This window comes from Mesorhizobium sp. M7A.F.Ca.ET.027.03.2.1 (assembly GCF_003999175.1).
GTDB lineage: Bacteria > Pseudomonadota > Alphaproteobacteria > Rhizobiales > Rhizobiaceae > Mesorhizobium.
The window spans coordinates 1-12,820 of record NZ_RZOM01000044.1; the positions used below are offsets into that span (position 1 = coordinate 1).

Below are 12,820 nucleotides of genomic sequence, written 5' to 3' on the forward strand. Positions count from 1 at the left end.
GCATTTTGCCGGCGAACTTCTCATCAACATCGGTTCCGACAAACTGTTGAAGACCGTCACGGCATCCGTGCCGGCCGGCGGCAGCACGGTCGACATACCGGTCGGCGACGATTGGGGTGCCGGTGCCTATGTCACGGCAACGCTTTTCAGGCCGGGCGATGCGCAGGAAACGCGCATGCCGGCCCGGGCCATCGGCGTGAAATGGCTGAAGGTCGATCCGGGCTCGAAGAAGCTCGCCATCACCTTGACGCCGCCGGACAAGACCATGCCGCGCCAGCAGCTGTCGATCCCGGTTTCGGTCGCCGGCGTGCAGCCGGGAAGCAATGCCTACGTCATGGTTGCCGCCGTCGATGTCGGCATCCTCAACCTGACCAACTACAAGGCGCCGGATCCGGAGAACTGGTTCTTCGGCCAGCGCATGCTGGGCATGGAAATCCGCGACATATACGGCCGCCTGATCGATGGCTCGCTCGGCAATACCGGCAAGCTCCGGACCGGCGGCGACGGCGCCAACATGCAGGCGCAAGGCAACCCGCCGACCGAAAAACTGGTCGCCTTCTTCTCCGGCATCGTCGAACTCGATGCCGACGGCAAGGCGCGCGTCGACTTCGACATCCCGCAGTTCAACGGCACCGTGCGCGTCATGGCCGTCGCCTGGACCAAGGATGCGGTCGGCCACGCCCAGTCCGATGTCATCGTGCGCGATCCCATCGTGATCACCGCTGGCCTGCCACGCTTCCTGGCGCCTGGTGACGCCGCCGTCATGCGCCTAGACGTCGCCGACACCGATGGTCCGGCCGGCGACTATGCGTTCTCGATCGAAACAACGGGTGACCTGTCGACCGGCGACAAGCCCCTGCCCCAGAAGCTGACGCTCGCCCAGGGCAAGCGCCAGACGCTGACCGTGCCGCTGGTCGCTCAGACGGCCGGCAATGCCTCGCTCACCATCAAGCTTGCCCATGCCGACGGCACCAGGGTCGAGCAGACGCTCTATGTGCCGGTGCGCCCGGCGCAATTGCCGGTGACCACCCGGCTGGTGGTCGACCTCAAGGGCAATGGCGGCGCGCTGCGCGTCGACAAGGAACTGCTGGCAGCCAGCCTGCTCAACGGCGCCTCCGTCAGTGTCGGCGTTTCGCAGGCCGCCGCCTTCGACGTGCCGTCGCTGCTGATGACGCTCGACCGCTACCCCTATGGTTGCGCCGAGCAGACCACCAGCCGCGCCATGCCGCTTCTCTACGTCAATGAGTTGGCTTCCGGCGTCGGCATGGCCAGCGATCCCGATATCCATGGCCGCATCCAGGACGCCATCTATAAGGTTCTGAGCTATCAGGCCTCGGGCGGCAGCTTCGGCCTGTGGGGTCCGGGCTCCGGCGATCTGTGGCTTGATTCCTATGTCACCGACTTCCTGACCAGGGCGCGCGAGCAGAAATACGACGTGCCGAGCCTGGCCATGAACCAGGCGCTGAGCAATTTGCAGAACTCGCTCGGCTACGACCAGAGCGTCCAGGACCGTGGCAGCGAGATCGCCTACGCCCTCTACGTTCTGGCCCGCAACAAGAAGGCCTCGATCGGCGACCTGCGCTACTATGCGGATACCCAACTCGAAGCTTTCTCAAGCCCGATGGCCGTTGCCCAGCTGGCGGCAAGCCTGGCGCTCTACGGCGATACACCGCGCGCCGAAGCCACCTTCAAGACCGCCTTGCAGTTGGCAAAGTCGACCACCGACTACGACTACTACCGCTCCGACTACGGTTCGCGGCTGCGTGATGGCGCGGCGATGCTGGCGCTGGCGGCGGAATCGAAGCCGGTGCCGACAATCGTGCCGGAACTGATCAAGCTGGTGACCAGGGAACGCGCGGAAGCCCGCTGGACCACCACCCAGGACGAATCCTGGATGCTGCTGGCGGCCCGCGCGCTGAAGGAGGGCAATGATACGATCACGCTGGCCGTCAATGGCGCGGCGCATTCCGGCGGCTACTCCAACCAGGTGGAAGGCTCTGACCTGGCCGACAGCCCGCTGACCATCGCCAACACCGGCAAGACCCCGCTGCAGGCCGTCGTCACCACCGTGGCGTCGCCGGTCCAGCCCTTGCCGGCCGGCGGCGACGGCTTCACCATCAACCGCACCTACTACAAGCTCGACGGCACCGAGGCCAATGTCACCGAGGCGACGCAGAACGAACGCTATGTCGTCGTGCTCAAGGTCAACGAGCAGAACAAATGGCCGTCGCGCCTGCTGGTCACCGACCTGTTGCCGGCCGGCTTCGAGATCGACAATCCCGGCCTGGTCTCCAGCGCCCAGTTGACGAACTTCTCGTGGCTGGCGCAGACCGATGCCGCGCATCTCGAATTCCGCGACGACCGTTTCGTCGCGGCGTTCAACCCGGCCGACGGCGATCATGACCACAATCTGACGCTCGCCTATGTCGTGCGCGCGGTGACGCCTGGTACCTATGCGCACCCGGCGGCAACGGTGGAGGACATGTACCGGCCGCAATATTCGGCCCGCACCGCCACCGGCATGATGGAGATCAAGGCGCCGTAAGGCGCCTTGGCGAATATGAAAGTGAGGCTTGTGCTGCCCCTCATTGCCCTGCCGGGCATTTCTCCCCGTATAGTGACGGGGAGAAAGAGGCCTGCAACAAAGCTTTCGCCAACTTTGAACGTTGCGGGAAAAGCGCCAACGGCCATGACAGCACCCTTCTCCCCGTCACTATACGGGGAGAAGGTGGCGGCAGCCGGATGAGGGGCGGCGCCATGCTTTCCAAGAAGTTCCTTCGTCGCACGGCCGTTGCAGGAGCCTCCCTCATTGGACTCACCGCAATTGCCGCCACCACCCTCTGGGCGCTCGACCGTGCCTTCCCACCCCCGCTTCCAGCCGAACTCACGGTCTCCACCGAAGTCCAGGACCGCGACGGCGAATTGTTGCGCGCCTTCGCCACGCCGGACGGCTACTGGCGGCTCGAAACCCGCCTCGACCAGGTCGACAAGCAGTTCGTCGACATGCTGGTCACCTACGAAGACAAGCGTTTCTGGGACCATGAAGGTGTCGACGTGCTGGCGCTGGCCCGCGCCGCCGGCCAGTTCGCCACCAGCGGCCGCATCGTCTCCGGCGGCTCGACGCTTTCGATGCAGCTTGCCCGGCTGATCGAGCCGCGCGAAAGCCGCAGCCTCGGCTCCAAGGTCAAGCAGATGCTGCGCGCCATCCAGATAGAGCGGCGGCTGTCGAAACGCGAGATCCTCGAACGCTACCTGACGCTGGCGCCTTATGGCGGCAATCTGGAAGGCGTGCGCGCCGCCTCGCTCGCCTATTTCGGCAAGGAGCCGAAACGGCTCACCGTTTCCGAGGCCGCCCTGCTCGTCGCTCTGCCGCAACTGCCGGAAAAGCGCCGGCCCGACCGCAATTTGAAGATCGCCCACGCCGCCCGCGACCGGGTGCTGACCCGAATGGTCTCCTCCCGCCTGCTCGGCGAGCGCGAGGCCGCACGGGCCGCCCTCGACGATGTCTCGGACCTGCGCCGCACGCTGCCGGCGCTCGCCGCGCACGCCGCCTATGCGATGTTGCCCAAGGCCGTCCCCGGCCAGCCCTTGCAGCTGACGATCCGCAAGAGCGTCCAGGAGGGGCTGGAACAGGTGGCGAGGGACGCGGCCACCAAGCTCGGCCCCCGCCTCTCGGTCGCCATGGTGCTGGCCGACTCCCGCACCGGCGACATCCTTGGTGAAGTCGGCTCGGCCAATTTCTTCGACGCCAGCCGCTCCGGCTGGATCGATATGACAAAGATCGTCCGCTCGCCCGGCTCGACGCTGAAGCCCTTCATCTACGGCCTGGCCTTCGAACAGGGCCTGGTGGCGCAGGAAACGCTGATCGACGACAGCCCCGTCGATTTCTCCGGCTACCGGCCGAAGAATTTCGATATGGGCTACCAGGGCGATGTCAGCATCCGGCAAGCGCTGCAATTGTCGCTCAATGTGCCGGCGATCCGCGTGCTCGACGCGGTCGGGCCAACGCGGCTGATGGCGCGCTTCCGCCAGGCCGGCGTCAGCCCCATACTGCCGGTCAACGAAGCCCCGGGCCTGGCCATCGGTCTGGGCGGCGTCGGGGTGACATTGCGCGACCTCGTCCAGCTCTACACAGGGCTCGCCAATGGCGGCAAGACGCACACGCTGCATGACGGCACCGAGCCTGCCGATGCCGAGCGCACCAGCGCCACCATCCTCGACGGTCAGGCCAACTGGCAGATCATCGACATATTGTCAGGGGTCAAGCCGCCCGAGGGGGCCTTGCAGCGCGGCATCGCCTACAAGACCGGCACGTCCTACGGATACCGCGACGCCTGGTCGGTCGGCTTCGACGGCCGCTACGTGCTGGGCGTCTGGGTCGGCCGCCCCGATGCCGGCGCGGTGCCCGGCCTTTCCGGCTATGTCTCGGCCGCTCCCATCCTGTTCGAGGGTTTTGTCCGCTCGGGCCTCGCCACCGTCCCCTTGCCGGGCAAACCGCCCGGCATGTTCAGCCCCAGACGCGAGGACCTGCCGGTGACGCTCGCCCGCTTCGGCGCCGGGTCGGATGGCCTGGTGCAGGCGACGGTGAGCGAACCCGCACCGACCATCATCTTCCCGCCTGACGGCGCCCGCGTCGATCTCGGCACCAATTCGGCCGACGCCTCGCCACTGGTGCTGAAGCTGCAAGGCGGCCGTGCGCCGTTCCGCTGGCTCGCCAACGGCAAGCCGCTGGCAGGCATCGATCGTCGCCGCACCGCGACCTGGCAGCCCGACGGCGCCGGCTATTCGACGCTGACCGTCATCGACGCCGCAGGGCGTGCGGCGAGTGTGAAGGTGTTTGTCGAATAGACGGCTGCAAGCGATTCATAGGCTTAGCTTTCCAAGGCAGAGGATAGCAGACACTTGCCCATGGTTGTTCCACGGCACCCCTCGCGCAATCCGTTCTTGTCGGCAGCCTCAGCACTGGCAGCAACAATCTTTGTCACGGCAACCACCCTCCCCGCTTTGGCCGATGCCCTGCCCGCCGGCTTCGTCCGGCTCGCCGATGTCGACCCCTCGATCCGCCAGGACATACGCTACGCCGGATCGGACAATTTTCTGCATCGCAGGGTGGACGGTTATGACGCCCCGGCCTGCATCCTCACTGAGCAGGCGGCAAAGGCACTGTCCGCCGTCCAGAAAGCGATCGCCGCCAAAGGCCTGACCCTGGTGTTGTTCGATTGCTACCGCCCTGCCCGCGCCGTCGCCGACATGAATGAATGGACGCGCGAGGGCGGGTCGCCCGATCCACAATGGTATCCGAAGGTCAGGCGCAGTGAGCTGATCGCCAAGGGTTATGTCGGAGAACTATCGACCCATTCACGTGGCTCGACCGTCGACGTCGCCGTCGCCCGGACTGACCGCAGGTCCAGCCTGAACCCGGCCTGCGGCGCGGGCGATGCCGACACGCTCGATTTCGGCACCGGCTTCGACTGCTTTGATCCGATGAGCGAAACCGCCCACCGCGGCCTTGCCAGTGAAGCGGCGGCAAACCGCAAGATGCTTGTCGACGCCATGCGCGCCGGCGGCTTCAAGAACTATGCAAGGGAATGGTGGCACTTCACGCTGAAAAGCGAACCGTTCGCCAGACAGCGTTTCGACTTTCCCATCACCGCAGATTGATGCACCCGACCAAATTCCACACCTTGCCTCGGCACCGCCCCTTGCTAGATAGGCTGAGTGGCCGGGCCATGGATTCTTCCTTAGGCCGCAAGAGGAAAATATTTCTCCTAACGGCGAAATAGCGTCGAACATTTTCTCAAGAGGGGCAAAAAAGGCAACATTGAATGCATCTAATTTCTACCAATTCGGTAGATTTGGCGCGGGTTCAACGGAGGCAGAAATGACCAAACCTCATTTCAGGAAACTGCTCGGCGCACTGGTCGCCACATCTGTCCAGTTCGGCACGCTCGGTTTCGCGTTTGCCGATACCACCATTCTCAACGTGTCCTACGATCCGACACGCGAGCTCTACAAGGCCTATGACGAAGCTTTCGTCGCGCATTGGAAGGCCGAGACCGGAGAGACCGTCACCGTCCAGCAGTCGCATGGCGGATCGGGCGCCCAGGCCCGCGCCGTGATCGATGGCCTCGACGCCGATGTGGTGACGCTGGCACTTGAAGGCGACATCAACGCCATCGTCTCGAAGGCGAAGAAGATCAATCCGGACTGGCGCACCAAATTCGAAAACAATTCAGCGCCTTACACCTCGACCATCATCTTTCTCGTCCGCAAGGGCAATCTCAAGGGCATTCACGACTGGAGCGACCTCGTCAAGGACGGTGTCCAGGTGATTACGCCCAATCCGAAAACCTCCGGCGGCGCGCGCTGGAACTATCTCGCCGCCTGGGCCTACGCCAACGCCAATGACGGCGGCGACGAGGCCAAGACCAAGGAATTCGTCGGCAAGCTCTACGCCAATGCTCCGGTGCTCGACACCGGCGCGCGCGGCTCGACCGTGACCTTCGCGCAAAAGGGTCTTGGCGATGTGCTTATCGCCTGGGAAAACGAGGCCTATCTGGCGCTCGACGAGTTCGGTGCCGACAATTTCGACATCGTCTACCCGCCAACCTCCATCCTGGCAGAACCGCCGGTGGCGGTGGTCGACGCCAATGTCGATGCCAAGGGCACGCGCAAGGTCGCCGAAGCCTATCTGAGCTGGCTCTATTCCAAAGAAGCGCAGACGATCATCGCCAAGAACCATTATCGTCCTGCCAAGCCCGATCTGGTGCCGGCCGAGGACCTCGCCAAGCTGCCGCCGATCAAGCTCGTAACCATCGACGATCCACAGTTTGGTGGCTGGAAAAAAGCACAGCCTTATCATTTCGGCGATGGTGGTATATTCGACCAGATCTACAAGCCCCAGTAAGCAGTCGATATTCAGGACGACATGACCACAGCACCCGCCCAGGCGGGGTGGCGATTCAGGCAGCCGAGCGTCATTCCGGGTTTCGGATTGACGCTCGGCTTCTCGCTTGCCTACCTCACCCTCATCATCCTCATCCCGCTATCCGGGCTGCTCTGGCGCTCGGCCGCCCTTGGCTGGCCTGAATTCTGGGCGATCGCCACCGATCGCCGCACCATCAATGCGCTGAGAATCAGCTTCGGCACCGCCTTCGTCGCGGCTGCGGTCAACGTCGTCTTCGGCACGCCGGTCGCATGGGTGCTGGTGCGCTACCGTTTCCCCGGCCGCCGCATCGTCGATGCCATGGTCGACCTGCCCTTCGCCCTGCCGACGGCTGTGGCCGGCATCGCGCTGACCACGCTCTACGCGCCGAACGGCTGGATCGGCAAATTGCTGATGCCGCTCGGCATCAAGGTCGCCTATACGCCGCTCGGTATCGTCATCGCGCTGATCTTCATCGGCCTGCCCTTCGTCGTGCGCACCGTGCAGCCGATCATGGAGGAGATCGACAAGGAAGTGGAGGAAGCCGCCGCCACGCTGGGCGCCAATCGCTTCCAGATCATCACCCGCATCCTGTTTCCGGGCCTGGCGCCGGCCATCGTCACCGGCTTCGCCCTCGCCTTCGCGCGTGGCGTCGGCGAATACGGCTCGGTCATCTTCATCGCCGGCAACTTGCCCTACAAATCAGAAATCGCACCCCTGCTGATCGTCATTCGGTTGGAGGAATACAATTATCCGGCGGCGACAGCGATCGCGGCGATCATGCTCGCTCTGTCGTTCATCATGCTTTTGGTCGTCAATCTCGCACAGTCATGGAGCCGCAAGCGCTATGGCTGACCCGGAGATCAAATCCTACGAACCGCATCATGAAAGCCAGTCGGCGGCGGTCACGGAAAGCCGCCCTGCGCGCTTGGCTCTGATGGCCGTCGCCTTCGCCTTCCTCGGCATTTTCCTGCTCTTGCCGCTGATCATCGTCTTCAACGAAGCCTTTGCCAAGGGCATCGGTGCCTACACCGAAGCGCTCGGCAATGCCGACACGCGCTCGGCGATCCGGCTGACGCTGCTGGTGGCGGCGATCTCGGTGCCGCTCAACATCGTCTTCGGCATCTCCGCCGCCTGGGCGATCGCCAAGTTCGAGTTCAAGGGCAAGGCCTTCCTGACCACGCTGATCGACCTCCCCTTCTCGGTCTCGCCGGTCATATCGGGCCTCGTCTATGTGCTTCTGTTCGGCGCCCAGGGGCTGCTCGGCACATGGCTGAAAGCGCATGGCATCGTCATCCTGTTTGCCGTGCCGGGCATCGTGCTGGCCACAATCTTCGTCACCTTCCCCTTCGTCGCCCGCGAGTTGATCCCGCTGATGCAGGAACAAGGCAATGGCGACGAGGAGGCAGCGCTTTCGCTCGGCGCCAATGGCTGGCAGACCTTCTGGTACGTGACCTTGCCCAACGTCAAATGGGGGCTGCTCTACGGCGTGCTCCTGTGCAATGCGCGTGCCATGGGCGAGTTCGGCGCGGTATCGGTGGTGTCGGGCCACATACGCGGCCTGACCAACACCATGCCGCTGCATGTCGAAATCCTCTACAACGAGTACAACGCCGTCGGTGCCTTCGCCGTCGCTTCATTGCTTGCGGGCCTGGCGCTCGTCACGCTGGTCTTGAAAACACTTCTCGAGATGCGCTACGGCGCCGAGATCGCCGCGACACGCGGGCACTGACAAAGGGACCACTATGGAAGTTCGCGTTGCCAACGTGCGCAAGGAGTTTGACCGGTTTCCGGCGCTTCACGACGTGTCGCTCGACATCAAGTCGGGCGAACTGATCGCGTTGCTGGGACCGTCCGGTTCCGGCAAGACGACGCTGCTCAGGCTGATCGCCGGGCTGGAGCGGCCGACACGGGGAAAGATATTCTTCGGCGACGAGGACGCCTCGCACAAGTCCATCCAGGAGCGCAATGTCGGCTTTGTCTTCCAGCACTATGCGCTGTTCCGGCACATGACGGTGGCGGACAATATCGGCTTCGGCCTGAAGGTCCGGCACGGACCGTCGCGCCCGCCGGCGCAGGAGATCCGCCGTCGCGCCTCCGAGCTTCTGGACCTCGTCCAGCTTTCAGGGCTCGAAAAGCGCTATCCGGCGCAGCTCTCCGGCGGCCAGAGGCAGCGCGTGGCGCTGGCGCGCGCCATGGCGATCGAGCCCAAGGTGCTGCTGCTCGACGAGCCGTTCGGCGCGCTTGACGCGCAGGTGCGCCGGGAATTGCGCCGCTGGCTGCGCGAAATCCATGACGCCACCGGCCACACCACCGTCTTCGTCACCCACGACCAGGAAGAGGCGCTGGAGCTTGCCGACCGCGTCGTCGTGATGAGCCAGGGCCGCATCGAGCAGGTCGGCACCGCCGACGATATCTACGACACGCCGAACTCGCCCTTCGTCTACGGCTTCATCGGTGAATCGAGCTCGCTTCCCGTCAAGGTCGAGAATGGCGAAATCTGGCTCGCCGACCGTCCGATCGGGCTTGCCGCGCCCAACGAGCCCTCGGGCGATGCGACGCTCTACTTCCGCCCGCACGATGTCGAATTGCTGGACGGCTGCAGCGGCTGCATCGCCGGCACGGTCGCCGCCAGCCGGCGCGTCGCCGGCACGCGCCGGGTCGAGCTTGAGATCGGCGGAGAGCGCCAGCGGGTCGAAATCGAACTGCCGGTCGATCACCCCGCGGCGCAGAAAAGCCGGGTGGCGTTCCGCCCCGGACGCTGGAAGCTTTTTCCGGCGGCTTGATCCTCTGGTCTATGGCTACGCCAGCCAGTTCTCGACCTTCAGGCCCCTGATCCGGTTGAACTCTCCCGTGTTGGCGGTCACCAGCGTGGTGCCCAATGCACAGGCATGAGCGGCGATAAAAAGATCGTTGTGGCCAATGGTCTGGCCCGCGGCTTCAAGCTCGGCGCGAAGTCCGCCATACTCGGCATCCACCGGCACATCGAGCGGCAAGACAGGAATCTCGGCCAGCAAGTCTTCAACCTTCTTGAGCAGCTTGGCCGATCCCTTCTTGGCGCAGCCATATCGCAATTCCGAGGCGACCACGATGCTGGTGCAAACGGCGTCATCTCCCTCGCGCGACATTGCCCTCGCGGCCTTGCCAGCCGGGTTTCGGATCATGTCGCTGATAATGTTCGTATCCAGCATGAACCGCATCTAGAAAATGTCCTCGGATTTGACTGGCGTGTCGTAGATCTCGGGGAAGTCTCCTTCAGGATCGAGCGGCGGCTCTTTCGCCCACTGGGCGAGCAACGCGGTGAGGCCAGGTTTGCGAACCGGCTCGATGACAAGACGATCGCCTTCCCGGCTGATCAGGACTTTTTCGCCGGGAAGCTCGAACTCGACAGGAATGCGCACCGCCTGGCTGCGGTTGTTGCGAAACAGCTTCGCCTCCTTGGGCGGCGTTGTTGAATGTCGGCTCTGGGGCATGTTGCAGCTCTTTTGTATATGCCTTTTGTATATGCCATGCAGCGCCGCAAAACAAGGCGCAGAAAAACTCCGACGAAGTTAGCATTCCCCTGGAACAGAATTCCAACATTCATCGACTTAGGCGACATATTTTCCTACGATGAGGCCACGAACCTACGGCGCATGCCTCGTCGCACACCACGCACCCCGGCTATGGTCCCACCATAAATTGCATCGGAGCCTGTTTTCATGAGACGATTTTTCCTCGGGCTTGCCACCGTCGCAGGCCTGTTCCTTGCATCCTCCCAAGCCTGGTCGGCCGACAAACTGCTCAATGCGTCCTATGACGTCGGCCGCGAACTGTTCGTGCAGGTGAACAAGGCCTTCATCGCGCAGCATCCGGGCGTCACGGTCGATCAGTCGCATGCCGGCACTTCGGCGCAGGCGCGTGCCATCGCCGAGGGCCTTGGCGCCGATGTCGTTACCTTCAACCAGGTCACCGACATCGACTTCCTGGTCAAGAAGGACCTCGTCTCGGCCGACTGGCAAAAGGATTTTCCCGACAACGCCTCGCCCTTCTATTCGCTGCCGTCCTTCCTTGTCCGCGCGGGCAATCCCAAGCATATCAAGGACTGGAACGATCTCGTGCGCGACGACGTGCAGGTGATTTTCCCAAATCCGAAAACCTCCGGCAATGCGCGCTACACCTATCTGGCGGCCACCGCCTACGCCAAGGAAGCCTTCAAGGGCGACGAGGCCAAGGTGAAGGAGTTCATCACCAAGCTTTTCAACAACGTGCCGATTTTCGACACCGGCGGCCGCGCCGCGACCACCACCTTCGTGCAGCGCGAGATCGGTGATGTGCTGATCACCTTCGAGTCGGAGACGCGCGGCATCCGCAAGGAGTATGGCGACGGCAAATTCGAGCAGGTCACTCCGACGGTCAGCCTGCTGGCCGAATTCCCCGTCGCGATCGTCGACAAGGTTGCCGACGAGCACGGCACGCGCGATCTGGCCAAGACCTATCTCGACTTCCTCTACACGCCGGAGGGCCAGGACATCGCCGCCCGCAACGGCCTCAGAGCCCGCGACGCCGCTGTGGCGGCAAAATACAAGGCCGATTTCCCCGATATCCGGCTGCTGACGGTGGAAGACGTCTTCGGCGGCTGGGACAAAGTGCAGAAAGAGCATTTCGCCGCTGGCGGCCTGCTCGACCAGACCTACGGCAGCCGCTGAAGGCCGCGATATCTGCGCAGTTGACGGAAAAGCCGGCGCCCTGCCGGCTTTTTTCGTTTTGAACGCCGAAAACCTGGTTATCAGCGGAATATCCGCCTTCTCAGTGCAAAACGTTACAAAGAATCAACGCGTTTGTGCCTAACTGCAATCCGGCGGCTTGTTTTCGCGAAACATCATCGCGCGGCGAAAACGTCATTATTTGCACACAAACAGTCGCCAGATGCGAGTGGTTGGGGCTTCAATGGGTTGATCTGGGCATGCTGACGAAAAAAGGCAAATACGGCCTCAAGGCCCTAGTGCATCTGTCCGGCCTGCCGGCCGGCCAATTGGCTTTCGTCAATGACATCGCGGTGGCCAACAACATCCCGAAGAAATTCCTCGATGCCATCCTTGGCGAGTTGCGCAATGCCGGCTTCGTTCAGAGCCGCAAGGGCAAGGAAGGCGGCTATCGCCTCGCCCGGCCGGCCTCCGAAATCAAGATCGGCCACGTCGTGCGCGTGCTTGATGGGCCGCTGGCGCCGATCCCTTGCGCCAGCCGCACGCAGTATCAGCGCTGCGAGGATTGCGACGAGGCGACCTGCCAGGTCCGCCACATGATGCTGGAGGTGCGGCAGGCGATCGCCGAAGTGCTGGACAATCGCAGCCTTGCCGCCATGCGCGACGCCGACAATGACGATTTCCCGGTTGAACTGACGTCGCAGATATAAACCACTGCAAGCTGACCGCGCTCAGACAGATGTGAGATTCGTGCGTTGAAGGAGGGAGTTCTCCGAATCTCGGGTTTCGAAGCTCGAAATCACGGAAAACCCCATGCAGTTTTGGCCTACCCGTTCACATTTGACGCAGCCTCGAATACAGCGCGTGCGGACGTCGTACCCGCTACATGCTCCGTACCCGCCACACCGAGGTCCATCCATCCTGCATTCACGGCCTCGTACATTTCTTCGGCAGGTCCGCTGTGGCCCCTCGGGATGCCGAATTGTTCGAGCGCTTCCGCCCACCCTGCACGCGGGATTGCAAAGGCTTTCACGTCGAGGTTCAGGACTTCACCCAACTGCTCCGCGACTTCATCCGCGCTGACCATCGAACCAAGCTCGACGATGCGCTGCCCTGACCACGTTGGCCCGGTCAAAAGCGTTGCGAATTCCGCGCCGATGTCGTTCGTCGCGACCATGGTCGATTTCCGGTTTGTCGGATTGTAGAAAGC

11 protein-coding genes and 1 pseudogene are annotated in these 12,820 nt (G+C 63.2%); 9 read left to right on the forward strand and 3 right to left on the reverse strand.

Annotated elements, in window-relative coordinates:
- From EN750_RS03765 to EN750_RS03800, 7 genes are all read left to right on the forward strand, one after another.
- Window positions 1-2,545 (forward strand): alpha-2-macroglobulin (locus tag EN750_RS03765; RefSeq protein ID WP_145967394.1); only part of this gene is annotated, 2,545 nt, incomplete at its 5' end.
- A gap of 212 nt (window positions 2,546-2,757) precedes the next feature.
- Entirely contained in the window at window positions 2,758-4,848 is a 2,091-nt protein-coding gene (pbpC, locus tag EN750_RS03775; RefSeq protein ID WP_127395669.1) for a penicillin-binding protein 1C, read from the forward strand.
- 60 nt (window positions 4,849-4,908) lie between these two features.
- Window positions 4,909-5,661, forward strand: a complete 753-nt coding sequence (locus tag EN750_RS03780; protein WP_127395674.1) for a M15 family metallopeptidase — start codon at window positions 4,909-4,911, stop codon at window positions 5,659-5,661.
- A gap of 220 nt (window positions 5,662-5,881) precedes the next feature.
- On the forward strand, window positions 5,882-6,907 hold the full coding sequence (locus tag EN750_RS03785; protein WP_127395670.1) for a sulfate ABC transporter substrate-binding protein: 1,026 nt from the start codon (window positions 5,882-5,884) through the stop codon (window positions 6,905-6,907).
- Between the two features lie 21 nt (window positions 6,908-6,928).
- Window positions 6,929-7,780, forward strand: coding sequence for a sulfate ABC transporter permease subunit CysT (gene cysT, locus EN750_RS03790; protein WP_127395671.1), 852 nt, complete (start codon window positions 6,929-6,931; stop codon window positions 7,778-7,780).
- Window positions 7,773-8,657 carry a sulfate ABC transporter permease subunit CysW gene (gene cysW / locus EN750_RS03795; RefSeq protein WP_127395672.1) on the forward strand — a complete coding sequence of 295 codons (885 nt, stop codon included), beginning with the start codon at window positions 7,773-7,775 and terminating at the stop codon, window positions 8,655-8,657. Before cysT ends, cysW begins: the two co-directional genes overlap by 8 nt.
- A 13-nt stretch (window positions 8,658-8,670) precedes the next feature.
- Complete coding sequence (locus EN750_RS03800) at window positions 8,671-9,711, forward strand: sulfate/molybdate ABC transporter ATP-binding protein (protein WP_127381770.1); 1,041 nt, start codon at window positions 8,671-8,673, stop codon at window positions 9,709-9,711.
- A 15-nt stretch (window positions 9,712-9,726) separates the two neighbouring features.
- Here EN750_RS03800 and EN750_RS03805 read toward each other — a convergent pair whose 3' ends face one another.
- Together EN750_RS03805 and EN750_RS03810 are read right to left on the reverse strand one after the other, a co-directional pair.
- Entirely contained in the window at window positions 9,727-10,125 is a 399-nt protein-coding gene (locus EN750_RS03805; protein WP_127271404.1) for a type II toxin-antitoxin system VapC family toxin, read from the reverse strand.
- Window positions 10,126-10,398: an antitoxin gene (locus EN750_RS03810; RefSeq protein ID WP_127395673.1), complete on the reverse strand. Its 273-nt coding sequence runs from the start codon at window positions 10,396-10,398 to the stop codon at window positions 10,126-10,128.
- Between the two features lie 228 nt (window positions 10,399-10,626).
- Between EN750_RS03810 and EN750_RS03815 the strand changes: the two genes are divergently transcribed.
- Both EN750_RS03815 and EN750_RS03820 read left to right on the forward strand, forming a co-directional pair.
- Window positions 10,627-11,613, forward strand: a complete 987-nt coding sequence (locus EN750_RS03815; RefSeq protein WP_127271870.1) for a sulfate ABC transporter substrate-binding protein — start codon at window positions 10,627-10,629, stop codon at window positions 11,611-11,613.
- A gap of 257 nt (window positions 11,614-11,870) precedes the next feature.
- Entirely contained in the window at window positions 11,871-12,320 is a 450-nt protein-coding gene (locus tag EN750_RS03820; RefSeq protein WP_013530871.1) for an Rrf2 family transcriptional regulator, read from the forward strand.
- 116 nt (window positions 12,321-12,436) lie between these two features.
- Here the strand turns inward: EN750_RS03820 and EN750_RS03825 are convergent.
- Window positions 12,437-12,820 (reverse strand): annotated as a pseudogene (locus tag EN750_RS03825) (nucleoside-diphosphate sugar epimerase); the annotation flags it as partial.

What these genes read in the sequence shown, in the direction of transcription:
- EN750_RS03810 (WP_127395673.1), bottom strand. Translation starts at nt 10,398, where the DNA reads ATGCCCCAGAGCCGACATTCAACAACGCCGCCCAAGGAGGCGAAGCTG.
- EN750_RS03785 (WP_127395670.1), top strand. Translation starts at nt 5,882, where the DNA reads ATGACCAAACCTCATTTCAGGAAACTGCTCGGCGCACTGGTCGCCACA.
- EN750_RS03815 (WP_127271870.1), top strand. Translation starts at nt 10,627, where the DNA reads ATGAGACGATTTTTCCTCGGGCTTGCCACCGTCGCAGGCCTGTTCCTT.
- cysW (WP_127395672.1), top strand. Translation starts at nt 7,773, where the DNA reads ATGGCTGACCCGGAGATCAAATCCTACGAACCGCATCATGAAAGCCAG.
- EN750_RS03780 (WP_127395674.1), top strand. Translation starts at nt 4,909, where the DNA reads ATGGTTGTTCCACGGCACCCCTCGCGCAATCCGTTCTTGTCGGCAGCC.
- EN750_RS03800 (WP_127381770.1), top strand. Translation starts at nt 8,671, where the DNA reads ATGGAAGTTCGCGTTGCCAACGTGCGCAAGGAGTTTGACCGGTTTCCG.
- cysT (WP_127395671.1), top strand. Translation starts at nt 6,929, where the DNA reads ATGACCACAGCACCCGCCCAGGCGGGGTGGCGATTCAGGCAGCCGAGC.
- EN750_RS03805 (WP_127271404.1), bottom strand. Translation starts at nt 10,125, where the DNA reads ATGCGGTTCATGCTGGATACGAACATTATCAGCGACATGATCCGAAAC.
- pbpC (WP_127395669.1), top strand. Translation starts at nt 2,758, where the DNA reads ATGCTTTCCAAGAAGTTCCTTCGTCGCACGGCCGTTGCAGGAGCCTCC.
- EN750_RS03820 (WP_013530871.1), top strand. Translation starts at nt 11,871, where the DNA reads ATGCTGACGAAAAAAGGCAAATACGGCCTCAAGGCCCTAGTGCATCTG.